This is a genomic window from Bradyrhizobium sp. Ken51, assembly GCF_055807435.1.
This window is the reverse complement of the sequence record NZ_JBVVPB010000002.1, coordinates 403654-428513: the sequence shown is the minus strand read 5'-3', so window position 1 is coordinate 428513 and position 24860 is coordinate 403654. Positions and strand designations below refer to the sequence as shown.

Genomic DNA, 24860 nt, shown 5'->3' with positions numbered 1-24860 from the left:
CAGCGCGCGGCGACGGTCGCCTCGGCGTAAACACTGGATGTTCGCCACCGATCGCCATGATACGAGATCCCCGTCGTTCGCTTCCGGAGCCCAATATTCATGTCCGCCGCCACCGCCCCGAGTCAGCCGCCCGCAACCGCCGCCGAAACCGATCCGGAAACACTCGGCTGGATGAAGGGCTTCCCGCCACCGGAAAACCGCACCATCTCCTTCCAGAATGGCTCGTTCCGCAGCTTCCCCGAGCTGCGCTGGGCCTGGAGCAACATCCGCCAGCTGGTGCCGACCGTAAACGTCTGGCGCGGGGCGGAGCCTGCATCGGTGCTGCCGTGCCAAGACCATGACATCGGCGCCTCCGCGTCGACCACGATGGACGGCCGGCCAATGACGTTCGCGAAGATGCTCGAGGAAACCTATGCCGACGGCATCGTCGTGCTGCACCGGGGCAGGCTGATCTATGAGCGCTATTTCGGCGCGTTGAAGCCGCACAAGCCGCATATCGCGATGTCGGTGACGAAGTCGTTCACGGGCGTGCTTGCCGGCATCCTGGTCGCCGAGGGCAAGATCGATCCGCAGGCGCCTGTTACGGAGTATGTGCCGGAGCTGAAGGCCAGCGCCTTCGGCGATGCGCGCGTGCACGAGGCCATGGATATGACCACCGGGCTCGCCTACACCGAAGTCTACACCGACAGGAATTCCGCAGTGTGGGGGTTGCGGCGGGCGAACGGCATGGCGCCGATCGAACCGGGCTATGACGGCGCGACCAACATTTTCGATTTCCTCGTCGGTCAGAAGAAGCAGGGTGAGCACGGCAAGGTCTTCGCCTACAAGACCGTTAATTCCGATGTGCTGGCCTGGATCATCAGGCGCGCCAGCGGCATGACGCTGTCCGATTTTCTCTCGGAACGGATCTGGACCCGTATCGGCGCGGAGGAGGACGCGCATTATCACGTCGATCGCATGGGCACCGAAAGCGGCGGCGGCGGCCTCTCCACCACCTTGCGCGATCTCGCCCGCTTCGGCGAGACCATGCGCAATCACGGCCGCTTCAACGGGAGGCAGATCGTGCCTTCATCTGTCGTCAAGGATATCGCGCGCGGCGGCGATCCCGAAAAATTCAGGCCGGCCGGCTACACCACGTTGCCCGGTGCGTCCTATCGCAATCAATGGTGGGTCACGCACAACGCCCACGGCGCCTACATGGCGCGCGGCGTTCACGGCCAGGGCATCTACGTCGATCCCATGGCCGAGATGGTGATCGCGCGCTACGCCTCGCACCCCGCAGCGGGCAACGCCGCCAACGACCCCGTGACGCTGCCGGCCTACATGGCGCTGGCGAAGCAGCTGATGGCGGGCGAGTGAGCGCGCCTACGGCAGCTCCCGCCAGCGCATCGGCAAAATGCCATCCTGCCTGAAACTGTCGAGGAAGCGGAAGCGGGCGGCTTGCGGATTGGGGCGGGATTCGATCGGTTTGCCGAGGATCTGCACGACGTCGTTCTCGTCATAGGCCGGCCAGGCTGGCAGGCTGGATCCGTTCGGGTCTCGGCTACGACTCCGTCGCGGCCTTCATCACCATGTTCAAAAAGGCGCTCGAAAATATCTGAGCGGCATCTCCCCTGAATATAAGAGTTGACTTATATTAGGTTAGACCGATATTCATCCTTGCGCGAAACGACAGGGAGCAAGCGCCATGGAGATCGACGTCGCAAGAGTATTGGGGCTGGTTACGCGCTCGGTGAGGAATTTCGAGAAGGACGGGAAAGCGGCCAGTGCGGTGACACTGACGCGGCTTTACGAGACCAGCGTCGACGATCTCTGGGACGCAGTGACCAGCGAGCAACGCATTCCGCGCTGGTTTCTGCCGGTCGAGGGAGACCTCCGGCTCGGCGGAAAGTACCAGCTCAAGGGGAATGCAGGCGGGACCATCACGGCGTGTACGCCGCCGACCCATTTTGCGGCGACGTGGGAATTCGGCGGCGCGATGAGCTGGATCGATGTCAAGCTGACGGCAGAACGAAGCCAGGCGCGATTGACGCTTGAGCACACCGCGATGATCGAGGATCATTGGGAGCAGTTCGGTCCGGGGGCGGTCGGGATCGGCTGGGATCTCGCCATTGCGGGGCTGGAGCGATATGTTGCGACCGGGGCATCGGTCGACCATGAGACGGCCGAGGCATGGATGGTCTCTCCCGCGGGTAAGGCATTCATGACGAGCAGCGGCGAGTATTGGCGCGCGGCGCATGTCGCAAGCGGCGTGGATCCTGCCTCCGCGAAGCAGCGGTCCGACCGCACCATCGCTTTCTATCGCGGCGAGACGCTGCCCGACGTCGCGCATCCTGGCACAGGAAGCTGATGCAAATCTTCGAGGTCCTCGCTGACCCCGTCCGCCGTCGCATCCTCGAGCTGCTTGCGCACTGCGAGATGGCGTCCGGTGAGGTCGTCGAGGCGATAGGGGCGGAGTTCGGGATCACGCAGGCCGCCGTGTCGCAGCACCTCAAGGTTCTGCGCGAGAACGGCTTCGCGACGGTTCGGGCGGAGGCGCAGCGACGGCTCTATTCGGTCGATGCTGCGGGGCTCCAAGCCGTGGATGCATGGATCGGTCAGTTCCGCAATTTCTGGGAGCCGAAGCTGGACGCCCTGGCGACGGAAATCGCACGCGGCAAACGCGAGCGTCGTAACGCGCCAATGACCAAGCGGAGCGGGAAGCGGGCGTGAAGGCATCGCGGCAAAGGCAAAGTCGCTATGGCGCCGCTTTAGTGAGGCACGAAAGCCGCGGCCAAAACTGCAAGCATGCCAAAGCTGGCGATATTCCAGAACAGCGAGCGGACGAGCGGTATGCCGGATAGGTAAAGCGCGGTGTAGGCGATGCGTCCGCCAAGATAGGCGATCGATCCCCAATAAGTCAGCTCATTGTGAACGCCTGCGGAGTGAGAGATGAGGATCGCGGCGGCAAAGAACGGAAACGTCTCCATGTAGTTGCGGAAATTTCGCTTGAGGCGGCCCGGGATGGGCTTGAGCGGAGGCATCTCGATATCGCGCGGGCTCGCAGCCCATCTGAGGCCGTACTGCAGGTTCGCGGCTTGCGCGGCGGCGACAAGCTGTACGAAGCCCCAGACGATTGCGGCGGCCAGCATCGATAGCTCGAAGCTCATCGCCATTGGCTGTCCCCCAATCTGCAAATCAGCGCGATCCCGGGTGCCATTCCGGGAGTTTGGAGATCTCGGGATCGAGGTGATCCCAGGCATATCCGCGCGAGCAGAACAGCACGACGGACGGTTTGAACGTGCTGGCATCGTCCAGCGTGCCGACATAGATGCCGATGAACTCCGGCTTCTCGTCCGGCTTGTTGTAGATCGGCGAGCCGCAGTTCGGACAGAACCCCTTGCGCTTGACTGCGCCGCTGTCGGCAATGCGCTCGATTTCGCGCACCTCGCCTGTCACCGAGACTGCGCTGCGCGCGAACACGAAGATTGAGCTGTGGCCACTGCCGGTGTCGCGCTGACAGTCGCTGCACTGACATTGGAAGCCGCGGATCGGCGCGGACGTAATGGTGTAACAAACCGCGCCGCAGGCGCAACGACCTGAATATGTCATTCGTCTCGCTCCCGACGGGGCCGACCGGTCTGATCATATCAGGCTGGTTTGATTTCTCCACATCGAACAGGCGGCGCGATTTCACACAAGTCCGATCTTCGCCGGCGCGCTCACCCGCGCGACATCTTCTCGAACTTCTTCACCAGCCGTTCGCGCTTCAGCCGCGACAGCCGCTGGATCCAGAACATGCCATCGAGCTGGTCGATCTCGTGCTGGTGGCAGACGGCGCGCAAGGCTTCCGACTCCTCGCTGTGCATGTTGCCGTCGATATCCTGATAGCTGATCCGCACGCGGGCGTGGCGTTGCACCTCGTCATTGACACCGGGCATCGAGACGCTGCCTTCACGATGCAGGATCATCTCGGGCGAGGCCCATTCGATCTCCGGATTGACATAGGTCTGCGCGCCCTCCTTGGCGTCGAGCTCAAGCACGACGACGCGCAAGGGCACGCCGATATGCGGCGCCGTGATGCCGATGCCGGGCGCGGCGCGCATCGTATCGAGCAGATCGTTTGCAAGCTCGCGCAGCGTTGCATCGAATGCGGTGACGGGGCGGGCCGGCATCGCGAGGCGGCGGTCGGGATAGCCGACGATCGGGCGGATGGTCATGCAGGCTCCTAGCACTCACGGATGGTTGAAGCATCCTGTTCTTGACGCCCTACCAACTGGAAGGTAGCTTAAGGTCATGACTAATGTTTCCTCGACTGCCGACGACATCCTGGCCTGCGCGCGCAGCTTGATCATCGCGGGCGGCTATAATGGTTTCAGCTACGCCGACGTGGCCGATGTGGTCGGCATCCGCAAGCCAAGCATCCACCACCATTTCGCCAGCAAGGTCGATCTGGTCCGCACCCTCGTGTCGCGCTACCGCGCCGAAGCCGAGGCCGGACTGTCCGCGCTCGAGCGCAATGTCCCTGATCCGCGCGACCAGCTCGAAAACTATGTCGCGTATTGGAAGGCGTGCATCAATGATGCGACGGCGCCGTTCTGCGTCTGCGCGCTGCTGGCGAGCGAGCTCCCGATCTTGCCGGAGGAGGTCGCGCTCGAAGTCCGTGCGCACTTCCGCTCACTGGCTTCCTGGCTGACGGCCGTCATGGAGCGTGGCAAGCGGAAGGGGCAACTCAAGCTCTCCGGCACAGCCCGGGTCGAGGCGGAAGGATTCATGGCGACCATTCACGGCGCGATGCTGTCGGCGCGTGCCTATGGCGATCCAAAAATGTTCGGTGTGATCACCACCCCGTTGCTGGACCGGCTGTCCAACAAGCACTGAGAGACATCAGCGAACGAACGCAGCTCGCAGGTGGGCTGGAGCGAAGTCGGCTTCGCTGCGTGCGAGACTACCAACTAGTAGGTATAGGAGAGACTGCAGTGGCGCAATATCAATTGGATCTGGTTCGTGCCGATCGTGCGCGATGGCTGAAGCAATACTACTTCGTGCGAGCGGCGTTCTCGGTCGCCTGGGTTGCTGCTGCGTTTGCCGCCGGGGCTTCTTCTCCAGTCATCGCCGGCGCCTTGCTGGTCCTCTATCCGGCATGGGACGCCGCGGCCAACTTCGCGGACGCCTTGCGCAGCGGCGGCTTCGATCAGAATCGCACCCAGGTTTTCAACGCTATGGCAAGCGTTGCGGCAACCATCGCGGTCGTCGTCGCCCTCCAGTCGAGCATGAACTGGGTGCTCGGAATCTTCGGGGCGTGGGCGATTGTGTCTGGACTGCTGCAGTTGGGGACGGCCATCCGCCGCTGGCGGAGTTTTGGCGCGCAATGGGCCATGGTGCTCAGCGGTGGCCAGTCGGCGCTTGCAGGCGGCTTCTTCATCGTTCAGGCGACGACGCCTGCGGTTCCCTCGATCGCGACTGTCGCGGGATATGCCGGCGTTGGTGCGCTCTACTTCCTGGTCTCGGCGATCTGGCTCACGGTCGGCGAGTGGCGGCGCAGCGAGGCTGTTTGAAGCCTTGCGCTTTGAAGCCTTGCTATAGGATTTGCGGGATGCTGCCATCATGCAGGTGTTTTGCCCGACGAGTCAAACGCCGGTTCCTCGCACCCCAAAGAGCTGCGCTGTAAGTCCTTGATCCCAAAGCGTCCGGCTACTGTGCATGGGGTTGTTTTCGCATTTTTTGTTTGGCAGGTCACAAAAGCGTGCCGCAAAAACTTGCGCCGGGCTGTCGGTCCACCATGTTCCCATTCGTCTTCCACCCAGACAGACCTGACGGGAGACCAAAATGAACTCTTCCTCCTATCGCTGGGTGATCGTCGCCGCGGGCGGCTTGCTCGGCTGCGTCGCCATCGGCGGCATGTTTTCGCTGCCGGTGTTCCTGCAGCCGATCGCAAAGGATACCGGCTGGTCCGTGACCGGCATCTCGAGCGCGATGACGATCGGCTTTCTGGCGATGGCCTGCACCAGCATGGCCTGGGGCACGTTGACGGATCGGTTCGGGCCGCGGCCGGTGGTGCTGACGGGATCCACGGCGCTGACCGTGAGCCTGTTCGCGGCGAGCCATGCCACCTCGCTGTTGGCGTTTCAGTTCGTCTTTGGCCTTCTGGTCGGGGCGTCCTGTGCCGCGATCTTCGCGCCGATGATGGCGACCGTGACCGGCTGGTTCGACACCCATCGCAGCCTTGCGGTCTCGCTGGTTTCGGCCGGCATGGGCATGGCGCCGATGACGATGGCGCCGCTCGCGGCCTGGCTCGTCTCCGGCCACGACTGGCGCACCTCGATGCAGATCGTGGCGCTGGTGGTCGGCGCCATCATGATCCCGGTCTCGTTCCTGGTGCGCCGCCCGCCGGCGCTCGCGCACGCCGCCGTCGCGCCAGCGGGCGAGAGCGCCGTGCAAGGTGAGATGTCGATGGGAGAGGCGCTGCGCTCACCGCAATTCCTGATCCTGCTCGCGACCAACTTCTTCTGCTGCGCCACCCATTCCGGCCCGATCATCCACACCGTCTCCTATGCCGTGAGCTGCGGCATCCCGCTGGTCGCGGCGGTGACGATCTACAGCATCGAGGGCTTTGCCGGCCTCGGCGGACGCATCGCCTTCGGCCTGATGGGTGACCGCTTCGGCGCCAAGCGCGTGCTCGTCTCGGGCCTGCTGCTGCAGGCGTTTGGCGCACTCGCCTATGTCTTCGCGCACCAGCTCACGACATTTTATGCGGTCGGGGCCGTCTTCGGTTTCATCTATGCCGGCACCATGCCGCTCTACGCGGTGCTGATCCGCGAAAACTTTCCGCTCAAGATGATGGGGACGGTGATCGGCGGCACCGCGATGGCCGGCAGTCTCGGCATGGCCACGGGCCCGCTCGCCGGCGGCCTGATCTACGATGCGTTCTCGAGCTACGTCTGGCTCTATATCGCCTCCTGGGCGATGGGTCTCGGCGCCTTCCTGATGGCGATGAATTTCAAGCCGTTCCCGAAGCCGCGAGCGGAGTTGGCGCCGGCGGCGGCGTAAGCAGGTTCATCGAGGCGTAGCGCTAGAGCTGCGCCTCGATCGCGGGCTTGTCGACGATGGACCACACATGCCGTATTTTTCCGTCGCGAAATTGATAGAACACGTTTTCGCAGAATGACACGCGCTTACCGTTCACATCGAGCCCCAGAAACTTTCCAGCCGGCGTGCAATCGAACGTCAGCCGGGACGCGATGTGGGGCGGATCGCAGACCAGCAGCTCGATGTTGAAATGCAGATCCGGAATTGAGCGAAAATCCTGCTCCAGCATGGCTCGATAGCCGGACAGTCCGAACGGTCGCGCATTGTGGACGACGTCATCGTGGACGACCTGTCCGAGCGCGGGCCAATCCTGCCGGTTCAGGCAGGCGATGTAGTTGCGGTAGATGTCGGCGAGATCGGACCTGGTCATGGAGTTGCTCCTGCGGCTTCGGCCATAACGCGGCAACAGGGCGATCGGCGCCCGCGCTCACAGACGTTTTTCGAAGAACAGGTCCGGGTAGGGATCGTCATTGAAGCGGGGTATCTCGCTCCAGCCGCTTCGCCGGTAGAGCTGGCCGGCCTCCGCCAGCGCGCTGTTGGTGTCGAGCCGCAGCAGCTTGATGCCGAGCCCGCGCGCGGCATCCTCGGTCGCGTCCATCAGGCGCCGGCCGAGCCGCAATCCGCGCGCCGCCGGTGCGACCCACAGCCGCTTGATCTCGGCATAGCCGTGATCCGTGCCCTTCAGCCCGACGCAGCCGGCCGGCAGCGTGTCCGACATCGCCACGATGAAGGTGCCGCGCGGGCGGCGCATGTCCTTGGCGTCAGGATCGCGCGACAGGGAGACGTCGAACCCCTGCTTGAAGCGGCGGCCGAGCTCGCCATAATATTCGCCGAGACAATAACGGGCCTGTTCGCTGCGCGGATCCATCTCCTCCAGCGCGACGCGCTCGCGCGTCAATGCGGAAGCAATCAAATCCATCGCCGCCAGCAGCGCCTCGCGTTGCGAATGTTGTGCGAGGAAGCCCTCGGCCTGCGTGTTCGACAGCGCCTCATAGGCGGCGAACTCGCGCCGGCCCGCACGCGTCAACGATACCACGCGGCGGCGGGCATCGTCGTCATGCGCGTTGGTCTCGACCAGCCCTTCATCCTCGAGGCTGCGGAGCAGACGGCTCATCAGGCCGGAATCGAGTGCCAGATAGTCGCGGATCTCGGCCACGTCCGAACGTCCATGCCCGATCGAGTTGAGCACGCGCGCCGCCCCCAATGGCCGTCCGCGTCCCAGGAACGACGTGTCGAGCGCGCCGACAGCGGACGTGACGGCGCGGTTGAAGCGGCGGACGCGGGAAACAGGGTCGAGCATGATGTCTGACTTTAGTCAGGCATATCATCGGAGTCAATCTGTGCAGGCTTTCGCTTCAGCTGCGGCTGCGCTTCAGTCGAGGCCCAGCGCCTTGCGGGACTTCCGCGTGAGTTTCGCCGCGATCAGCGCGTGCGCCTGCGCCAGATAGCCCGTGAGCTCGGCGTCCGGCAGTGCGTTGTTGCCGACGAGCTGCACCCATCTGGCGCGCGCTAGATACGGCGCCGGCCGCGCGAGGCCGTGCTCGATCAGCATGGCATAGGCCATGTTCGAGACCTTGAACATGTAGCCGCCGGAGCGCGCGGCAAAGCCGCCGCCGAGTGCGAACATCTTGCCGCCGACCTTGAACACGGAGGTGCCCTCCCACTGCACCACCTTGGTGACGGCGGGCAGGCGCAGGCAGCGGGTTTCGAAAGTTTTGGGAGTCATCGCCTGAGCGATAGCACAGCGCATGGGGCTTGCAAGGACACGAAGGGACGAGCTTGTCGCCACGGGGATGATGCAGCTGCGCGCCTCTTTGTGAGTTGTGCCCGCGCCGCGGACCGTTACCATGCACCGGCTGCCGTGGAACACGGGAGCCGACATTGTGACCGGGAGGCGACATGAGTGGGCAGGAACGCAAAGCAAAAGGATCCGACCTGTTTGTCGCCGCGTTGGAGAACGAAGGTGTCGACCGCATCTTCGGCGTGCCCGGCGAGGAGAATCTCGATCTGGTGGAATCGCTCCGCACCTCCAAAATCGAACTGATCCTGACCCGTCACGAGCAGGCCGCCGCCTTCATGGCCGCGACGCACGGACGGCTGACCGGCAAGCCCGGAGTATGTCTTTCGACGCTCGGCCCGGGCGCTCTCAATCTGTCGACGGGCGCGGCGTATGCGCATCTTGGCGCGATGCCGATGATTTTGATCACCGGCCAGAAGCCGATCATGAGCAGCCGGCAGGCGCGTTTCCAGATCGTCGATGTGGTCGCCACCATGAAGCCGCTGACGAAACTGTCACGGCAGATCATCAGCGCCTCCAGCATCCCGACCGTGGTCCGCGAGGCGTTTCGCGTGGCGATGGAGGAGCGACCGGGGCCGGTGCATCTCGAACTGCCTGAGGACATCGCAGGCGATGAAGTGCCTGATGTCCCGATAATCCCGGTTCATCCGATCGAGATCCCGGTCGCCCATCGCGCCGCGCTCGACCGCGCCGCCGAGATGATTTTGGCCGCGAAGCACCCGCTGGTGATGATGGGCGCCGCGACCAGCCGGCCGCGCGCGACCCACGGCATCGCCAGCTTCGTGCGGCGGACCGGCATTCCCTTCTTCACCACGCAGATGGGGAAGGGCACGGTGCCCGGCGGCACCAATCTCTACATGGGCACCGCCGCGCTGTCCGAGCGCGACTACGTTCATGACGCGATCGACGCCGCCGATCTGATCGTCGCGATCGGCCACGACCCGATCGAGAAGCCGCCCTTCATCATGGGGCCGTCGGGCCCGAAGGTGATTCACGTCAGCTACACGCCGGCCAGCGTCGAGCTGGTCTACTTCCCCGATGCGGAAGTCGTCGGTGACGTCGGCCCGAGCCTGGAGCTGCTCGCCGACCGGCTCGAAGGCAAGCTGCCGCTAGCCGCCGCGCTGCTGCCACTGCGCGAAAAGATTCTCGCGCAGATCGCCGACCGCGCCACCGAAGCGCGCTGGCCGCCGACGCCGCAACGCATCGTGCACGATATCCGGCAGGTCATTCCGGAGAACGGCATCGTCGCGCTCGACAACGGCATGTACAAGATCTGGTTCGCGCGCAACTACCGGACCCGCGTCGCCAACACGCTGCTGCTCGACAATGCGCTGGCGACGATGGGCGCCGGCCTGCCGTCGGCGATGATGGCCGCGATGCTGTATCCGGAGCGCCGCGTGCTCGCGGTCGCCGGCGACGGCGGCTTCATGATGAACAGCCAGGAGATGGAGACCGCCGTCCGCCTCAAGCTCAATCTGGTCGTGCTGGTGCTCGAGGACAACGCCTACGGCATGATCCGCTGGAAACAGGCCGTCGATCACTTCGCCGATTTCGGCATGACCTTTGGCAATCCCGATTTCGTCCTGTACGCGAAGGCCTATGGGGCGAAGGGACATCGCATCGAGAGCATCGACAGTTTTGGCCCGACGCTGGATGCCGCCTTCAAGGAGGGCGGCGTGCATCTGGTGGTGATTCCGATCGATTATTCGGAGAATGTGCGGGTGCTCGTGGAGGAGCTGCGGGGGCGGGAGAAGTCGAAGGCGTGATGTGCTCATCACTCAAGCCACACCGTCATTGCGAGCGTAGCGAAGCAATCCAGAGTGCTTCCGCAGGGGCAGTCTGGATTGCTTCCTCGCTTCGCTCCTCGCAATGACGGAGTATGACGATCAACCAAAATGCGATAACAACTTGCATCAACCCAATCTAATCAATCACAGGACAAAGACATGGCTCGCGTTCGCTGTATCACCGAGATGGGCATGGGTGTCGACGTCCATGGCAGGGACGCCACCAAGGCGGCGAAGCGTGCCGTCTCCGATGCCATCAGGCATTCGAGCCTCGGCTTCTTCCGGATGATCGACAAGACTGCGAACGACATGTTCGTAGACGTCACGATTGCGGTGCCGAATCCCGAAGCCGTCGACAAGGACGCGGTCGCGAAGGAGCTGCCTTACGGCACGGTCACCGTCAACGCGGTGAAGGGCGGGCTGGAAATTCCCTCAGCCCCGGAACAGGGCAACGACCCCATCCTCATCGCCAATGCCGCCGTCATCGTCAGCTTCGAAAAGGACTAGGCCGGTGTCCAACGGTGACGTGACGCTGCTGGATCGCCCGATCTGGAGCGCGCTGACGACCAGCCACAAACATCTGGCCGAAGGTGGCCCGCGAGCGTTGCGCTATCCGGTGGACGTGACGCCCTTTGCCGACATGGTCGACATGTCCGAGGCGAGCTTTGCCGCGCTCCGTGATCTCCTGTCGGGCTCACAGGTCGCCGCACTGTTCACACCGGAGGCCGTCGATGTTCCCGCAGGTTTCAAAGTCGTGCTGGCCGGTCCCTGCGAGCAGATGATCGGTGCTCCGGCCGACAGTCCGCTTCGCGATGCCGAGATCGTCCAGCTGGGTGCGGCCGACGTTCCCGCCATGATGGCATTGACGGAGTTGACGAAGCCCGGTCCATTCGCCCGGCGCACGCACGAGCTCGGAACGTTTCTCGGCATCCGCGCCGGCGGCGAATTGGTCGCGATGGCCGGCGAGCGAATGAGGCCCGGCAATTTCGTCGAGATGACGGCTGTCTGCGTCCACCCCGACCATCGCGGGCGGGGCTACGCGCAGGCGCTGCTGGCGGCGGTCGCGCGCCAGATCGAGGCGCGCGGCGAAATTCCGTTCCTGCACGTGTTCTCGAGCAACTCATCGGCCATCGCGCTGTATCAGCGGCAGGGGATGTGGATTCGGCGCAGCCTGCACGTGACTGCGTTCATGAAGCAGGAATGAGCTGCGCCGTCCGGACAGGCTTCTCATCTGGCGAATTCACGCTATATCGATCCCGGCCATCATTAGGGAAACACATGGACGCCAGAACACCTGATTTTTCCGCCGCGCGGACAGCAATGCAGCGTTACGTCGATCAGGAGATCATTCCGGGTGCGTCCTGGGCGGTGCTGCGGGGCCGCGAGGTCGTCGATCAGCAGTGCATCGGTTTCGCCGATCGCGAGGCCAGCACCGCGCTGCGGCCCGATCACATTTTTCGCGCGTTCTCCAATACCAAGATCTTCGTCACCTGCGCGATCATGCTGCTGGTCGAGGACGGCCGGATCGGGCTCGATGACGTTGTCGCGAAATTCCTGCCGCAACTCGGCAATCGCAAGGTTCTGAAGCCGGGTGCTTTGAGCCTTGCCGACGTCGAGCCGGCGAAGAGCCCGATCACGATCCGGCAGCTTCTGACCCACACCTCCGGCCTCAGCTACGGCATCTTCGATCCCGGTACGGTGGTGTTCAAAGGCTATAACGAGGCGCGCGTTCTCAATCCGTTGACGCCGCTGGCCGCCATGATCGACCAGCTCGCCGATCTGCCGCTGTCCTTTCATCCGGGCGCGTCCTGGGAATACTCGGTGGCGACCGACGTGCTCGGGCGTGTCGTGGAGGTCGTCTCCGGCAAGCCGCTCGACGCCGTCCTCAAGGCGCGCATCTTCGATCCGCTTGGCATGGCCGACACCGGCTTCCACGTGCCGGACGCGCAGCAGGGCAGGCTGGTCGCGCTCTACAACGGCACGGATGTGCTCGATCCCATGAAGCCAGGCCTCACCCGGGCCGACGACCTGCCTTATCCGCAGGCCTATCGGCGGCAATTCCCGCGGCTGTCGGGCGGCGGCGGACTGGTCTCGACCTTGCCCGACATGCTCGCTTTGATACGGGCGCTGCTCCCCGGCTCGGATGCGCTACTGAAGCCGGAGACGCTGCGGCAGATGATGACGAACCAGCTGCCCGCCGGCGAGAACATCCGCTTCGCCAATCTCGGCCCGATCCCCGGCAAGGGCTTTGGCCTCGGCGGCGCCGTCACCTTCGCGCCGATGCCGTTCGATCCTCCCAACTCGACCGGCGAATTCCAGTGGGGCGGCCTTGCCGGCACCCATTGGTGGATCTGCCCGCAGGCCAATACCGCCGGTGTGCTGATGGCGCAGCGCTACATGGGCTTCTGGAATCCATTCTTCTTCGAATTCAAGCGTCTGGCCTATCAGGCCGTCGGAGGCTGATCGCGAAGAAAATTGCACGTCGCCGCGAATCCTTTCTGATCGTCGCGCCCTCTCTTGACGGCCGAGGCATTTTGCTTCGGCTTATGTCGGAGGATGTGATGGCATTTTACAGGAAGAACATCGGCGGCCTGCACCAGGCCGTGCGGATCGCCTTGGGCGTCGCGGTGGCCGCCGCGGCATTCGTCTATCTGACCGGCGCCGCGGCGTGGCTGGTGGCGCTCGGCGGCGGCGGCTTCGCGCTGACCGGCCTCGTCGGCTATTGTCCGATGTGCGCGATGGCCGGCATCGGAAGGGGAGGCGTGTCGTGAGCGCCACTGTGATCTCGCCGGACCTGTTCGAGGCCGCGCGCCTCGGCGATCCCCAGGCGATCGCGTCTCTGCTCGAGACGGCGCAGCCGAACATCCGCCGCTACGCCCGGGCCGCCTGTCGCAGTTCGGCGGATGCCGAGGATGCGACGCAGGAGGCGCTGTGGATCCTGTTTCGCCATGTCGGCACGATCCGCTCATGGCTGGCGTTTTCGGCCTGGTTGTTCAGTGTTGTCCGCCGCGAATGCCTGCGGCTCGCCCGTAAGGCAGGCCTCGCGCCGGCGATCGAAGACGCAGAGGCGGAGGCGCTGTTGCTGTCGCGTCCTGAAGCCGATTTGCGGCTCGACGTCGCAGCGGCCTTCGAGGCGCTGCCGTCGCACTACCGCGATGTCGCGCTGATGCGCGATGTCAAGGAAATGACCATCGACGAGATTGCCGTCGCACTCGGCGCGACCCGGCAGACCGTGAAGGCCCGCCTGCATCGCGCCCGCGCGCTGATGCGCGAATATCTGACGAGATGAGCCATGACCTGTTATCAAAGCCCTGACGATCTGAAATCCATCCCGGCCTTCGTGGCGCTGGCGCCGGTAGAGGCCAACGCGTTTCTTGCGTTCAACCACGCGGTCGAGCGCACGGACGGATTGATTCCGCCAAAATATCGCGAGCTGATCTCGCTCGCTGTCGCGCTCACCACGCAGTGCGCCTATTGCCTCGACGTGCACACGGCGCAAGCGGCGAAGGCCGGTGCAACGCGCGAAGAAATCGCGGAAGCCGCGCTGATCGCGGCGCCGGTTCGCGCCGGCGGCACGCTCGGCCATGCGTTGCTGGCGCAGCGCCTGTTCGAGCGGCATCGGGGCGAGGAACTGGGATAGAGGAGCGGGCGGATGCCCGTCAGGGATCAGGAGCTTGCCAAACTATCTCGGCCTCGATGGATTCCGCTTCGGCTGGGTCGCCGCCTGGATCAACGAGCGCGGCGATCACGGCTTCGATTATTCGCCGGGTCTCGCGCGGCTGCTCGCGCTGCCGCATGCGCGCGCGATGATCGACATGCCGGTCGGCTTGAAGCCGAGCGGCTATCGCATCTGCGATTTGCGCGCGCGCGAGCTGGTCGGTCCCGCCGTGTTTCTCGGCGCGCGCCGTGACCTCTGGACATTCGCCGATATGCCGGCAGCCAATCGCCACTACTGGGAGCGCGAGGGCAAGGGCAGGGGCGTGTCGGCGCAGCTCTGGAACATCAGGGACAAGATCAGGGAGGTCGACGAGATCATGACGCCGACGCGGCAGGCGACCTTCGGCGAAGCGCATCCGGAATTGATTTTCTGGAATCTGGCTGAGCAGGTCCGGCTTGCAAAGAAGACATCGGCGGAGGGCCGCGAGCAGCGTATCGCGCTCCTGGAGCAGCGCGGCTTCGCGCGCTTGCCAAAATGGCTGATTCAGCGACATGGCACCGGCATCGGCCGTGACGATCTCATCGATGCCTGTGCCTGCGCCGTCGCAGCGCGCGACAGCACGCAATGTGTCGGAGGGGAGGAGGCCGATCCGCGGGGCTTGCGGATGGAGATCAATTATTGAGGCCGTCTGTGTGGCGGTTCGGGAAAAAGCTGCAATTTATTTGAAGCTTGCAGGAACTGACGACGGCCGGCCCGCGTTCCCCTGCGAACCGACCAGGGAGAAGCTCGTCCGATGAGGGATGCCAGTCAATTCGCGACCGCGATGCTTGCGCTCGTCTTCACCGGAGCACTGCTCGTCACCGGCCAGCTCTTCATCGAGCAACGCGCACAGCGCGATGTGATGCACGCCACCAACCATTTGCTGCGGCCGTTGTGACCTGCGCGGGAAAATGATCTGACCACTCGACCTTGCGTCGTTCGCTCGCCTAGACTAGGCGGCATCTCGTGAACGAAGCCGGGGTCCTGATGTCCGATCTGTCCGCCTTTCCCATCACCAAGCGCTGGCCGGCCAAGCACCCGGAGCTGCTCCAGCTCTATTCGCTGCCGACGCCGAACGGCGTCAAGGTCTCGATCATGCTGGAAGAGATCGGGCTTCCCTACGAAGTCCATCTCGTCGATTTCGGCAAGGACGACCAGAAGACGCCGGAATTCCTCTCGCTCAATCCGAACGGCAAGATCCCGGCGATCCTCGATCCCGATGGTCCCGGCGGCAGGCCGCTGCCGCTGTTCGAATCCGGGGCGATCCTGCAATACCTCGCGGAGAAGACCGGCAAGCTGCTGCCGCAGGATGCCGCGCGCCGTTACCAGACCATCCAGTGGCTGCATTTCCAGATGGGCGGCATCGGGCCGATGTTCGGCCAGGTCGGCTTTTTCCACAAATTCGCCGGCAAGGATTTCGAGGACAAGCGGCCGCTCGAGCGCTACGTGGGCGAGGCCAAGCGGCTGCTCGGGGTGATGGAGATGCATCTTGCCGGCCGGCAATGGTTCATGGACGACGATTACACCATCGCCGACATCTCCATGCTCGGCTGGGTGCGCAACCTCATCGGTTTCTACGGCGCAGGCGATCTCGTCGAGTTCAGCCAGTTCCAATCCGTCGCTGCCTGGCTCGAACGCGGGCTTGCGCGTCCGGCGGTCGAGCGCGGGCTGAACATTCCGAAGCGGCCGTGAGGCTCGAAGCGGCTTGAGGCTAGAACAGCCGTCCGCCGTTTGGCACCGGCTTGCTCGGCTGCACCAGCACGACCTTGCCTTCGGCATCGGGGAAACCGAGGGTCAGCACCTCCGAGACAACAGGGCCGATCTGGCGCGGCGGGAAATTCACGACCGCAGCTACCTGTTGGCCCACCAGCGTTTCAAGCGGATGATTTTCGGTGATCTGGGCCGAGCTCTTGCGGACGCCGATCGAGGGACCGAAGTCGATCCACAGCCGCCAGGCCGGCTTGCGCGCTTCCGGGAACGGCTTTGCATCGATGATGGTGCCGACACGGATATCGACCGCGAGGAAGGCGTTGAAGTCGATGGTCGGCGACGCGGTCGCGGCTGGATCGTGGGTGACGTGCATGGAGTGTCCGTTCGGAGAGCTGGCGTCGTTCGCAATATTGTCGCGCGAACCGGAGTTGCGTACAACGCCGAAGCATCACGATATGACGCACGCGCGAGGACTGTCTTGCCCAACATCATCTACGGCATCAAGAACTGCGACACCATGAAGAAGGCGCGCGCCTGGCTCGACACCCATGGCGTCGCCTACGCGTTTCACGACTACAAGACGGCGGGCGTGGAGAAGGACAAGCTCAAGCAGTGGAGCGACAAGGTCGGTTGGGAGACGCTGCTCAACCGCGCCGGGACGACCTTCAAGAAGCTGCCCGATGCCGACAAGGAAGGCCTCTCCGAGAAAAAGGCGCTGGCGTTGATGCTAGCGCAACCATCGATGATCAAGCGGCCGGTGCTTGAAGTTGGCGGCAAGCTGCTGGTCGGCTTCAAGCCGGAGATCTATGCCAAGGAAGTCACGACCAAGGAAGCCGCCGTCAAATCGCGCTGAGCGCTAGTTCAGCTCGATGATCTCGGTGGGAACACCGGAGCCCTGCTGGTCCGCGAACTCGATCGGCTCGGCGGGCGCGATGCGGCCGGGGGGGCGATGGAACAGGTCGCGGTCGATCACCGCGCGCAATCTCGGGCGCGGCAGCGCGTCATTTCCGCGCATCAGATTCTTGATCTCGAAGCCGCCGTCCTCGCAGAACGTCTTGAGCGATGCGATGATGTGACAGACCTTGCCGTCGGTCTGGAAAGGCAGCAGCAGGCGCTCATAGGCGACGATACGGCCGTAGATGTCATCGACGTCGGCAACGCTGTAGACAGGCAGCCCGCGCGCCACGCATTCATGATAGACCGGCATCACCAAAGGCACGAGACGCGGCCCGATATACTCGTCGAGCAGAACGCCCTTGCCGGTGTGCCCATAGGCGCGAGAGATTCTCGTACCTTCGCTCTGGATGGTCAGACGCGGCGTCGGCGTCGACGCATCCACCGTATAATAGATCAGATCGGAGAGCTCTTCCTCGAGCCGCGCAGGCTGGTACTCCCAGATCGCCGGGGCCGTCTGCTGGCGCGCATAGAGCCGCAGCCACGTGTTCAGGAGATCACGCTGCCTGATCGACTTGACCACGGAAGGAGCCGCGCTTGCAAAATCCAAGACAATATTCCCGGCGAATAGAAATTCCGGACGCATGAAACCCGCGCATGATCCTCGCTGCGGGAAAATTTTCTATGAAGGCTGGCGCAGGGAACGAAAGACCGTTAACGACGGCTTGATGACCGGCGCTTTGCGAACCGGGAGGCCGGGCAGGCGCGACATCAAAACACGTCCGACTAAGGGAGCATAAGTCTCCCGGCCGGAGGCCTGACCTGCTCAGCTTTCCGCCTTGCCTAACCCCCGTCACCTCCGGCATATTCCGCGCCCGGAGGCGGCGTTCCGGATGGGCTCCAAGGAGTGGCTCCAAGGCCTCCGGAAAGCCGAAGCAACAAGGATAGCCACGCGCGTTGTGCGGGCAGGGGGAAAACTGTTTGGCCGATGAGTTCATTCTCGAAACGGAAGGCTTGACCAAGGAGTTCGCGGGCTTCTTCGCCGTCCGCGACGTTGCGCTCAAGGTTCGCCGTGGGAGCATTCACGCGTTGATCGGCCCGAACGGCGCCGGCAAGACGACGTGCTTCAATCTTTTGACCAAGTTCCTCAAACCGTCTGCCGGAAAAATCCTGTACAAGGGACAGGACATCACCGCGATGGCGCCCGCCGACGTGGCCCGCCTGGGGCTGGTTCGCTCGTTCCAGATCTCGGCGGTATTTCCCCATCTCACCGCGCTGGAAAACGTCCGCGTCGCGCTTCAGCGCCAGCACGGTAGCTCGTTCGATTTCTGGCGCTCCAAATCCGTGCTCAACCAATTCAACGATCGCGCGCGCGAGCTGTTGAACGATGTCGGCCTCAGCGAGTTTTCCAATACGCCCGCGGTCGAGATGCCCTACGGGCGCAAGCGCGCACTGGAGATCGCAACCACGCTCGCGCTCGACCCAGAGATGATGCTGCTGGACGAGCCGATGGCCGGCATGGGCCACGAGGACATCGACAAGATCGCGGCGCTGATCAAGCGCATCTCCGCGAAATATACCATCCTGATGGTCGAGCATAATCTGAGCGTCGTGGCCAATCTCTCCGACATCATCACCGTGTTGACGCGCGGGCAGGTGCTGGCGCAGGGCCATTACAGCGAGCTCACCAAGGACGAACGCGTCAAGGAAGCCTATCTGGGAGCCGGTCATGGCTGAGACTGCATCGGCGGAAGCTCCCGCAAAGGCCGCGAGCGGCGGCAACCTCCTCCAGGTCCGCAACCTCGAAGCCTGGTACGGCGAGTCCCACATCCTGCACGGGATCAACTTCGACGTGAACGCGGGTGAGGTCGTCACCCTGCTCGGGCGCAACGGCGCCGGCAAGACCACCACGCTGAAGTCGATCATGGGCATCATCGGCAAGCGCACCGGCTCGGTGAAGTTCAACAACCAGGACATCATCCGCACGAGCTCGGACAAGATCGCGCGGATGGGAATCGCATTCTGCCCGGAAGAGCGGGGAATTTTCGCCAGTCTCGATGTCCGGGAGAACCTGCTGTTGCCACCGGTGGTGCGCCCCGGCGGATTGCCGCTCGAGCAGATATTCGATCTGTTTCCGAACCTGAAGGAACGGCTCAACAGCCAGGGAACCAAACTCTCGGGCGGCGAGCAGCAGATGCTCGCGATCGCGCGCATCCTGCGCACCGGCGCGAACTTCCTGATGCTGGACGAGCCGACCGAGGGTCTCGCGCCCGTCATCATCCAGCAGATCGGCCACACCATTGCGCGGCTCAAGAAGGAGGGTTTTACGATCCTCCTGGTCGAGCAGAACTTCCGTTTCGCATCCACCGTCGCCGACCGCTATTACGTGGTCGAGCACGGCAAGATCATCGACGGATTTGCCAATGCGGAGCTTGCCGCCAACATGGACAAGCTCCACACCTATCTCGGCGTCTAGAACAAAAAGATTCACAGGGAAGTAGCATGATCACAAAGTCGATTGCGTCGTTTCTGCTCGGCACGGCGCTGGCCGTGACTGCCACCGGTGCAGCCTTCGCGCAGGACAAGACCGTCAAGATCGGCGCGCTGTCCGATCAGTCCGGGCTCTATGCCGACCTCGGCGGACCCGGCTCGACGCTCGCCGCGCAGCTGGCCATTGAAGATTCCGGCCTGGTCGCGAAGGGCTGGAAGATAGATATCATCTCGGGTGATCACCAGAACAAGCCCGACATCGGCACCGCGATCGCGCGGCAGTGGTTCGACGTCGACAAGGTCGACCTCATCGTCGACGTGCCGAATTCCGGCGTGGCGCTTGCGGTCAACAATGTCATCAAGGAAAAGAACGGCGTCTATATCAACTCGGGCGCGGCGACCTCGGATTTGACCAACGCGCAGTGCTCGCCCAACACGGTGCACTGGACCTACGACACCTACATGCTGGCCCACACCACCGGCCAGGCGCTGGTGAAGGCCGGCGGCGACACCTGGTTCTTCCTGACCGCGGACTACGCCTTCGGCGCGGCGCTGGAGCGCGACACCACCGCTGTCGTTACCGCAAATGGCGGCAAGGTGGTCGGCGGCGTCAAGCACCCGCTGAACACGCCGGACTTCTCGTCCTTCCTGCTCCAGGCGCAGGCCTCCAAGGCCAAGATCATCGGCCTTGCCAATGCCGGCGGCGACACCACCAACACGATCAAGCAGGCGGCTGAATTCGGCATCGTCAAGGGCGGCCAGAAGCTCGCGGCGCTGCTGCTGTTCCTCACCGACGTGAAGGCGATCGGCCTCGAGACCGCACAGGGCCTCAACTTCACCGAGACCTTCTACTGGGACATGAACGACCAGACCCGTGCGTTCTCTAAACGCTTCGCCGAGAAGATGAAGAACAACGCGCCGCCGACCATGGTGCAGGCCGGGGTCTATGCCGGCGTGCGTCACTATTTCAAGGCCCTGGAAGCGCTCGGCGGCAACCCGCATGACGGCGCCAAGGTCGTCGAGAAGATGAAGTCGATGCCGACGGAAGACGATCTGTTCGGCAAGGGCGAGATCCAGCCCAACGGCCGCACTATCCACAATGCCTATCTGTTCGAGGTGAAGAAGCCCTCCGAGTCCAAGGGACCGTGGGACTTCTACAAGCTGGTCGGCACGGTGCCGGGCGACCAGGCCTTCACGCCGCTGTCCGAGAGCAAGTGCGCTCTCTTGAAGAAGTAAGATAACCGCCCGCAGGCCATCAGGCCTGCGGGCGACTTTCAGGGAACGCCGAAGGGACCGGGTGCGGGATCGATGCAGGCTCTTTACGCTCAGCTACTGGTGGGACTGATCAACGGCTCGTTCTACGCGCTGCTCAGTCTCGGGCTTGCCGTGATCTTCGGCATGCTCAACATCATCAATTTCGCCCACGGCGCGCTCTACATGATGGGCGCGTTCGTCGCCTATTTCCTGCTGAACCTCGGCGGCATCAACTATTGGTGGGCGTTGCTGCTTGCGCCGATCATTGTCGGCATCTTCGGCATGATCCTGGAACGGACCATGCTGCAATGGCTGACCGGGCTCGATCATCTCTACGGTCTGCTCCTGACCTTCGGCATTGCGCTGATCGTGCAGGGCGTGTTCCAGAACTACTTCGGCTCCTCCGGCCTGCCTTACGCCATTCCGGATCAGCTCAAGGGCGGCATGAATCTCGGCTTCATGTTCCTGCCGGTCTATCGCGGCTGGGTCGTCATCTTCTCGCTGGTGGTCTGCATCGCGACCTGGTTCTTGATCGAGAAGACCCGGCTCGGCGCCTATTTGCGCGCCGCCACCGAAAACCCGACGCTGGTGCGCGCCTTCGGCGTCAACGTGCCGCGCATGATCACGCTGACCTACGGCCTCGGTGTCGGCCTTGCCGCGCTCGCCGGCGTGCTGTCGGCGCCGATCAACCAGGTGCGGCCGCTGATGGGCGCCGACCTCATCATCGTGGTGTTCGCGGTGGTGGTGATCGGCGGCATGGGCTCGATCATGGGCTCCATCATCACCGGCTTCGCGCTCGGTGTGATCGAGGGCCTGACCAAATATTTCTACCCCGAGGCCTCTAACACCGTCGTGTTCGTGCTCATGGTGCTGGTGCTCTTGGTGAAGCCAACGGGATTGACGGGAAGGGCGGCCTGATATGACAGCCTTGACGGACGACACGCTGCCGGTAACCCCGCGCTCGATCCGCGACGAGATGATCGTGTTCGTGGTGATGGCGCTGCTGCTGGCTTCGGTGCCATTCACCGGAGTCTACCCGTTCTTCGTGATGCAGGCGCTCTGCTTCGCGCTGCTCGCCTGCGCCTTCAACCTGCTGATCGGCTATGGCGGCTTGCTGTCCTTCGGCCATGCGATGTTCCTGGGGACGGCCGGCTATTGCAGCGCGCATGCGCTGAAGGTCTGGGCGCTGCCGCCGGAGCTCGGCATCCTCGTCGGCGTCGCCGGTGCGTTCGTGCTCTCGCTCATCACGGGCTATATCTCGATCCGCCGCCAGGGCATCTATTTCTCGATGATCACGCTGGCGCTGTCGCAGCTATTGTACTTCATCTACCTCCAGGCGCCGTTCACCCATGGCGAAGACGGCATCCAGGGCATCCCGCAGGGACGCATGTTTGGCCTGTTCGATCTGACCAAGCCGACCGTGCTCTACTACGTGGTTCTGGTCGGCTTCCTCGCCGGCTTCCTGCTGATCTTCCGCATCATCAACTCGCCGTTCGGCGAAGTCCTGAAGGCGATCCGCGAAAACGAGCCGCGCGCGATCTCGCTCGGTTACCGGACCGATCAGTACAAGTTCCTGGCTTTCGTCCTGTCGGGCACGCTGGCCGGCTTTGCCGGTGCGCTGAAAGTCTTCGTGGCGCAGAATGCCTCGCTCACCGACGTGCACTGGTCGATGTCGGGCGAAGTCGTGCTGATGACGCTTGTCGGCGGACTCGGAACCGTGTTCGGTCCCGTGGTCGGCGCCTTCGTGATCATCGCCATGCAGCAATATCTGGCGGGGTTCGGCCAATGGGTGACCGTGATTCAGGGCTCGATCTTCGTGATCTGCGTGCTCACCTTCCGCCGCGGCGTCATCGGCGAAATCGCGCATTACTTCCGGCGGTCGCTGTAAGTCATTGATATATTGGAAGATGTGTTGACGTGCGAAAGCGGTGGATGATCCGGCTCCACGGGCGTGAGGTGGCACGCGCGTGGATCGAAAATGGTCTATGACAGTTTCATGACGGCCCGCTTGGGCCAGGCCATCATCCAACCGGTAGTCTCTCCCCCATGATGCGATTGTTTCGCGCTTTCCTGCCCAAGGAAGAACGGTTCTTCGACCTGTTCGACCGCCACGCCCAGACCGTGATCCAGGGCTCGATCGCGCTCCAGAGCATGCTCAACGGGGGCGAGGAGACGCCGGTCTATTGCCAGCGCGTCAACCAGTTCGAGAACGATGCCGACAACATCACCCGTGAGGTGCTGACGGCGGTGCGCCGCACCTTCATCACCCCGTTCGACCGTGGTGACATCAAGAACCTGATCACCTCGATGGACGACGCCATCGACCAGATGCAGCAGACCGCCAAGGCCGTGATGCTGTTCGAAGTCCGCAGCTTCGAGCCGCCGATGCGGGAGATCGGCGGGCTCCTGATCGAATGCGCCAATCTGGTCGGCCGTGCGCTGCCGCTGATGCAGAAGATCGGTCAGAACGTGGCGATGCTGACCGCGATCACGGAAGAGCTGGGCAAGCTGGAAGGCCGCGTCGACGACCTCCATGATATCGGGCTGAAGGAACTGTTCCTCAAGCATCGCGACGGCAACGCGATGGATTTCATCGTCGGCGCAGAGATCTACGACCACCTCGAGAAAGTCGCCGACCGCTTCGACGACGTCGCCAACGAGATCAACAGCATCGTCATCGAGCAAGTATAGGGCAGGGCCACGCCGTGGATGTTGCGTTGGGTCTTCCCGTCCTGGTCGGATTGATCGCCGTCGCGCTGCTGTTCGACTTCCTGAACGGCCTGCACGACGCCGCCAATTCGATCGCGACCATCGTCTCGACCCGCGTGTTGCGGCCGCAATACGCGGTGTTCTGGGCCGCGTTCTTCAATTTCGTCGCCTTCTTGGTGTTCGGGCTCCACGTCGCCCAGACCATCGGCACCGGCATCATCGATCCCGCGATCGTAGATGCTCAGGTGATCTTCGCCGCGCTCGTCGGCGCCATCGTCTGGAACCTCGTGACATGGGCACTCGGCATCCCATCGTCCTCGTCTCATGCATTGATCGGTGGCTTGTTTGGTGCAGGCGTAGCCAAGGCCGGGCTTTCGGCGGCGGTCTGGAGCGGATTGTCCAAGACGGTGATCGCCATCGTGTTGTCTCCGCTGGTCGGCTTCCTGCTCGCGATGGTGCTGGTTGCGATCGTCTCCTGGGCCTCGGTGCGCTCCACGCCCTTTGCCGTGGATCGCGCCTTCCGCATCCTGCAATTCGCCTCCGCTTCGCTCTATTCGCTCGGCCATGGCGGCAACGACGCGCAGAAGACCATGGGCATCATCGCCGTGCTGCTCTATTCGCAGGGCCAGCTCGGCGGCGAATTCTTCGTCCCCTTCTGGGTGGTGCTCTCCTGCCAGGCCGCGATGGCGATGGGAACGCTGATGGGCGGCTGGCGCATCGTTCGGACCATGGGCCTGCGCATCACAAAGCTGACCCCGATGCAGGGATTTTGCGCCGAGACCGGCGGTGCCGCGACCCTGTTCATGGCGACCTTCCTCGGTGTTCCCGTCTCGACCACCCACACCATTACCGGCGCCATCGTCGGTGTCGGCGCTGCTCGCCGCCTCTCGGCGGTGCGCTGGAACGTCGCCAGCTCGATCGTCTATGCCTGGGTGATCACGATGCCGGCCTCGGCCATCGTCGCCGCGCTGAGCTGGTGGGCGGTCAAGATCTTCGTCAGGTAACCAGCTTCAGTCCGACAATCCCGGCGACGATCAGTCCGATGCTGGCGAGGCGAAACGCGGTGGCCGGCTCGCCGAACAGGATGATGCCGAGCGTCGCGGTACCGACTGCGCCGATTCCGGTCCAGACTGCATAAGCGGTTCCAATCGGGAGCGATTTGAGGGCGAGCCCGAGCAGGATGATGCTGCCGGCCATGGCGCCGAGCGTGAGGACCGACGGAACGAGCTTGCTGAACCCCTCGGTATATTTGAGGCCGATCGCCCAGGAGATCTCCAGCAGACCGGCGACGAACAGGATGCTCCAGGCCATGACGACCCTCCATTCAAGGCAGGGTCGTCCCCGCGACTGGCGTGGTGATGGGAAGGGAAGGCCGTCCCTCCCAACCTGATCCCAGGCCGGATATGGGGCTGGCCGGAAGGCTCCGCAATCACCAGATGAGGCTTGATCAGGC

General features: G+C 63.5%; 33 protein-coding genes. 24 read left to right on the top strand and 9 right to left on the bottom strand.

The window, feature by feature from the left end; all coding sequences use genetic code 11:
* The first annotated feature begins 99 nt into the window (after positions 1 to 99).
* The 3 genes from AC0L27_RS05680 to AC0L27_RS05670 all read left to right on the top strand — a co-directional run bounded on the left by AC0L27_RS05680 (position 100) and on the right by AC0L27_RS05670 (position 2712).
* On the top strand, positions 100 to 1359 hold the full coding sequence (locus tag AC0L27_RS05680; RefSeq protein ID WP_354254923.1) for a serine hydrolase domain-containing protein: 1260 nt from the start codon (positions 100 to 102) through the stop codon (positions 1357 to 1359).
* A 328-nt stretch (positions 1360 to 1687) separates the two neighbouring features.
* Positions 1688 to 2350: an SRPBCC family protein gene (locus tag AC0L27_RS05675; RefSeq protein WP_354055233.1), complete on the top strand. Its 663-nt coding sequence runs from the start codon at positions 1688 to 1690 to the stop codon at positions 2348 to 2350.
* Positions 2350 to 2712, top strand: a complete 363-nt coding sequence (locus tag AC0L27_RS05670) for an ArsR/SmtB family transcription factor (protein WP_354055231.1) — start codon at positions 2350 to 2352, stop codon at positions 2710 to 2712. The genes AC0L27_RS05675 and AC0L27_RS05670 overlap by 1 nt, the downstream gene beginning before the upstream one ends.
* A 38-nt stretch (positions 2713 to 2750) precedes the next feature.
* Here AC0L27_RS05670 and AC0L27_RS05665 read toward each other — a convergent pair whose 3' ends face one another.
* From AC0L27_RS05665 to AC0L27_RS05655, 3 genes are all read right to left on the bottom strand, one after another.
* Positions 2751 to 3155, bottom strand: coding sequence for an MAPEG family protein (locus AC0L27_RS05665; protein WP_354204042.1), 405 nt, complete (start codon positions 3153 to 3155; stop codon positions 2751 to 2753).
* A gap of 22 nt (positions 3156 to 3177) precedes the next feature.
* The gene (locus AC0L27_RS05660; protein WP_354055227.1) at positions 3178 to 3591 is read right to left on the bottom strand and encodes a GFA family protein; all 414 of its coding nucleotides are present in this window, start codon (positions 3589 to 3591) and stop codon (positions 3178 to 3180) included.
* A gap of 110 nt (positions 3592 to 3701) precedes the next feature.
* A complete protein-coding gene (locus AC0L27_RS05655; RefSeq protein WP_354204040.1) occupies positions 3702 to 4199 on the bottom strand; it encodes a peptide deformylase in 498 nt (165 codons plus the stop codon).
* Between the two features lie 76 nt (positions 4200 to 4275).
* Between AC0L27_RS05655 and AC0L27_RS05650 the strand changes: the two genes are divergently transcribed.
* The 3 genes from AC0L27_RS05650 (at position 4276) to AC0L27_RS05640 (ending at position 7029) form a co-directional block, all read left to right on the top strand.
* Positions 4276 to 4860: a TetR/AcrR family transcriptional regulator gene (locus tag AC0L27_RS05650; RefSeq protein ID WP_275167267.1), complete on the top strand. Its 585-nt coding sequence runs from the start codon at positions 4276 to 4278 to the stop codon at positions 4858 to 4860.
* A gap of 98 nt (positions 4861 to 4958) precedes the next feature.
* Positions 4959 to 5537 carry a DUF308 domain-containing protein gene (locus tag AC0L27_RS05645; protein WP_275167266.1) on the top strand — a complete coding sequence of 193 codons (579 nt, stop codon included), beginning with the start codon at positions 4959 to 4961 and terminating at the stop codon, positions 5535 to 5537.
* A gap of 271 nt (positions 5538 to 5808) precedes the next feature.
* Positions 5809 to 7029, top strand: coding sequence for an MFS transporter (locus AC0L27_RS05640; RefSeq protein ID WP_275167265.1), 1221 nt, complete (start codon positions 5809 to 5811; stop codon positions 7027 to 7029).
* 22 nt (positions 7030 to 7051) lie between these two features.
* Here the strand turns inward: AC0L27_RS05640 and AC0L27_RS05635 are convergent, their stop codons facing one another.
* From AC0L27_RS05635 to AC0L27_RS05625, 3 genes are all read right to left on the bottom strand, one after another.
* Positions 7052 to 7438 (bottom strand): ester cyclase, encoded by a 387-nt coding sequence (locus AC0L27_RS05635; protein WP_473318071.1) that lies wholly within the window; start codon positions 7436 to 7438, stop codon positions 7052 to 7054.
* Between the two features lie 57 nt (positions 7439 to 7495).
* Positions 7496 to 8368 carry a bifunctional helix-turn-helix transcriptional regulator/GNAT family N-acetyltransferase gene (locus tag AC0L27_RS05630; protein ID WP_354204033.1) on the bottom strand — a complete coding sequence of 291 codons (873 nt, stop codon included), beginning with the start codon at positions 8366 to 8368 and terminating at the stop codon, positions 7496 to 7498.
* A 72-nt stretch (positions 8369 to 8440) separates the two neighbouring features.
* The gene (locus AC0L27_RS05625; protein ID WP_354204031.1) at positions 8441 to 8794 is read right to left on the bottom strand and encodes an MmcQ/YjbR family DNA-binding protein; all 354 of its coding nucleotides are present in this window, start codon (positions 8792 to 8794) and stop codon (positions 8441 to 8443) included.
* 173 nt (positions 8795 to 8967) lie between these two features.
* Between AC0L27_RS05625 and AC0L27_RS05620 the strand changes: the two genes are divergently transcribed.
* The 10 genes from AC0L27_RS05620 to AC0L27_RS05575 all read left to right on the top strand — a co-directional run bounded on the left by AC0L27_RS05620 (position 8968) and on the right by AC0L27_RS05575 (position 16042).
* Positions 8968 to 10632, top strand: a complete 1665-nt coding sequence (locus AC0L27_RS05620) for an acetolactate synthase large subunit (protein WP_354204029.1) — start codon at positions 8968 to 8970, stop codon at positions 10630 to 10632.
* 180 nt (positions 10633 to 10812) lie between these two features.
* The gene (locus AC0L27_RS05615; RefSeq protein WP_275167260.1) at positions 10813 to 11160 is read left to right on the top strand and encodes a Lin0512 family protein; all 348 of its coding nucleotides are present in this window, start codon (positions 10813 to 10815) and stop codon (positions 11158 to 11160) included.
* 4 nt (positions 11161 to 11164) lie between these two features.
* Positions 11165 to 11857 (top strand): GNAT family N-acetyltransferase, encoded by a 693-nt coding sequence (locus AC0L27_RS05610; protein WP_354204027.1) that lies wholly within the window; start codon positions 11165 to 11167, stop codon positions 11855 to 11857.
* 74 nt (positions 11858 to 11931) lie between these two features.
* Positions 11932 to 13116 (top strand): serine hydrolase domain-containing protein, encoded by a 1185-nt coding sequence (locus AC0L27_RS05605; protein WP_354204025.1) that lies wholly within the window; start codon positions 11932 to 11934, stop codon positions 13114 to 13116.
* A gap of 98 nt (positions 13117 to 13214) precedes the next feature.
* Complete coding sequence (locus tag AC0L27_RS05600) at positions 13215 to 13424, top strand: YgaP family membrane protein (protein WP_354204023.1); 210 nt, start codon at positions 13215 to 13217, stop codon at positions 13422 to 13424.
* The gene (locus AC0L27_RS05595; protein ID WP_354204021.1) at positions 13421 to 13942 is read left to right on the top strand and encodes an RNA polymerase sigma factor; all 522 of its coding nucleotides are present in this window, start codon (positions 13421 to 13423) and stop codon (positions 13940 to 13942) included. Before AC0L27_RS05600 ends, AC0L27_RS05595 begins: the two co-directional genes overlap by 4 nt.
* Positions 13943 to 13945: 3 nt before the next feature.
* A complete protein-coding gene (locus AC0L27_RS05590; RefSeq protein WP_354204019.1) occupies positions 13946 to 14293 on the top strand; it encodes a carboxymuconolactone decarboxylase family protein in 348 nt (115 codons plus the stop codon).
* Positions 14294 to 14327: 34 nt separating this feature from the next.
* A complete protein-coding gene (locus AC0L27_RS05585) occupies positions 14328 to 14993 on the top strand; it encodes a DUF429 domain-containing protein (RefSeq protein WP_354204017.1) in 666 nt (221 codons plus the stop codon).
* A 111-nt stretch (positions 14994 to 15104) separates the two neighbouring features.
* Positions 15105 to 15248 (top strand): hypothetical protein, encoded by a 144-nt coding sequence (locus AC0L27_RS05580; protein WP_007609210.1) that lies wholly within the window; start codon positions 15105 to 15107, stop codon positions 15246 to 15248.
* A gap of 89 nt (positions 15249 to 15337) precedes the next feature.
* Positions 15338 to 16042 carry a glutathione S-transferase family protein gene (locus AC0L27_RS05575; protein WP_275167795.1) on the top strand — a complete coding sequence of 235 codons (705 nt, stop codon included), beginning with the start codon at positions 15338 to 15340 and terminating at the stop codon, positions 16040 to 16042.
* Positions 16043 to 16061: 19 nt separating this feature from the next.
* Here the strand turns inward: AC0L27_RS05575 and AC0L27_RS05570 are convergent, their stop codons facing one another.
* The gene (locus AC0L27_RS05570; RefSeq protein WP_354204015.1) at positions 16062 to 16433 is read right to left on the bottom strand and encodes a tRNA-binding protein; all 372 of its coding nucleotides are present in this window, start codon (positions 16431 to 16433) and stop codon (positions 16062 to 16064) included.
* 105 nt (positions 16434 to 16538) lie between these two features.
* Between AC0L27_RS05570 and AC0L27_RS05565 the strand changes: the two genes are divergently transcribed.
* On the top strand, positions 16539 to 16913 hold the full coding sequence (locus AC0L27_RS05565; protein ID WP_354204013.1) for an ArsC family reductase: 375 nt from the start codon (positions 16539 to 16541) through the stop codon (positions 16911 to 16913).
* A gap of 3 nt (positions 16914 to 16916) precedes the next feature.
* Here AC0L27_RS05565 and AC0L27_RS05560 read toward each other — a convergent pair whose 3' ends face one another.
* Entirely contained in the window at positions 16917 to 17600 is a 684-nt protein-coding gene (locus AC0L27_RS05560; protein ID WP_354204011.1) for a PAS domain-containing protein, read from the bottom strand.
* 335 nt (positions 17601 to 17935) lie between these two features.
* On the opposite strand from AC0L27_RS05560, the gene AC0L27_RS05555 reads away from it, so the two are divergent.
* From AC0L27_RS05555 to AC0L27_RS05525, 7 genes are all read left to right on the top strand, one after another.
* Positions 17936 to 18691, top strand: a complete 756-nt coding sequence (locus tag AC0L27_RS05555) for an ABC transporter ATP-binding protein (RefSeq protein WP_018459153.1) — start codon at positions 17936 to 17938, stop codon at positions 18689 to 18691.
* Positions 18684 to 19430, top strand: a complete 747-nt coding sequence (locus AC0L27_RS05550; protein WP_354055201.1) for an ABC transporter ATP-binding protein — start codon at positions 18684 to 18686, stop codon at positions 19428 to 19430. Before AC0L27_RS05555 ends, AC0L27_RS05550 begins: the two co-directional genes overlap by 8 nt.
* 26 nt (positions 19431 to 19456) lie before the next feature.
* Entirely contained in the window at positions 19457 to 20680 is a 1224-nt protein-coding gene (locus AC0L27_RS05545; protein ID WP_275167247.1) for an ABC transporter substrate-binding protein, read from the top strand.
* Positions 20681 to 20752: 72 nt separating this feature from the next.
* The gene (locus AC0L27_RS05540) at positions 20753 to 21616 is read left to right on the top strand and encodes a branched-chain amino acid ABC transporter permease (protein ID WP_275167246.1); all 864 of its coding nucleotides are present in this window, start codon (positions 20753 to 20755) and stop codon (positions 21614 to 21616) included.
* Between the two features lies 1 nt (position 21617).
* The gene (locus tag AC0L27_RS05535; protein ID WP_354204008.1) at positions 21618 to 22586 is read left to right on the top strand and encodes a branched-chain amino acid ABC transporter permease; all 969 of its coding nucleotides are present in this window, start codon (positions 21618 to 21620) and stop codon (positions 22584 to 22586) included.
* A 158-nt stretch (positions 22587 to 22744) separates the two neighbouring features.
* A complete protein-coding gene (locus tag AC0L27_RS05530) occupies positions 22745 to 23389 on the top strand; it encodes a DUF47 domain-containing protein (protein WP_007609240.1) in 645 nt (214 codons plus the stop codon).
* 14 nt (positions 23390 to 23403) lie between these two features.
* On the top strand, positions 23404 to 24411 hold the full coding sequence (locus tag AC0L27_RS05525) for an inorganic phosphate transporter (protein ID WP_354204005.1): 1008 nt from the start codon (positions 23404 to 23406) through the stop codon (positions 24409 to 24411).
* Here the strand turns inward: AC0L27_RS05525 and sugE are convergent.
* Positions 24404 to 24718 (bottom strand): quaternary ammonium compound efflux SMR transporter SugE, encoded by a 315-nt coding sequence (sugE, locus tag AC0L27_RS05520; RefSeq protein ID WP_247408372.1) that lies wholly within the window; start codon positions 24716 to 24718, stop codon positions 24404 to 24406. The two genes, AC0L27_RS05525 and sugE, sit on opposite strands and share 8 nt — an antisense overlap.
* Positions 24719 to 24860 lie beyond the last annotated feature (142 nt).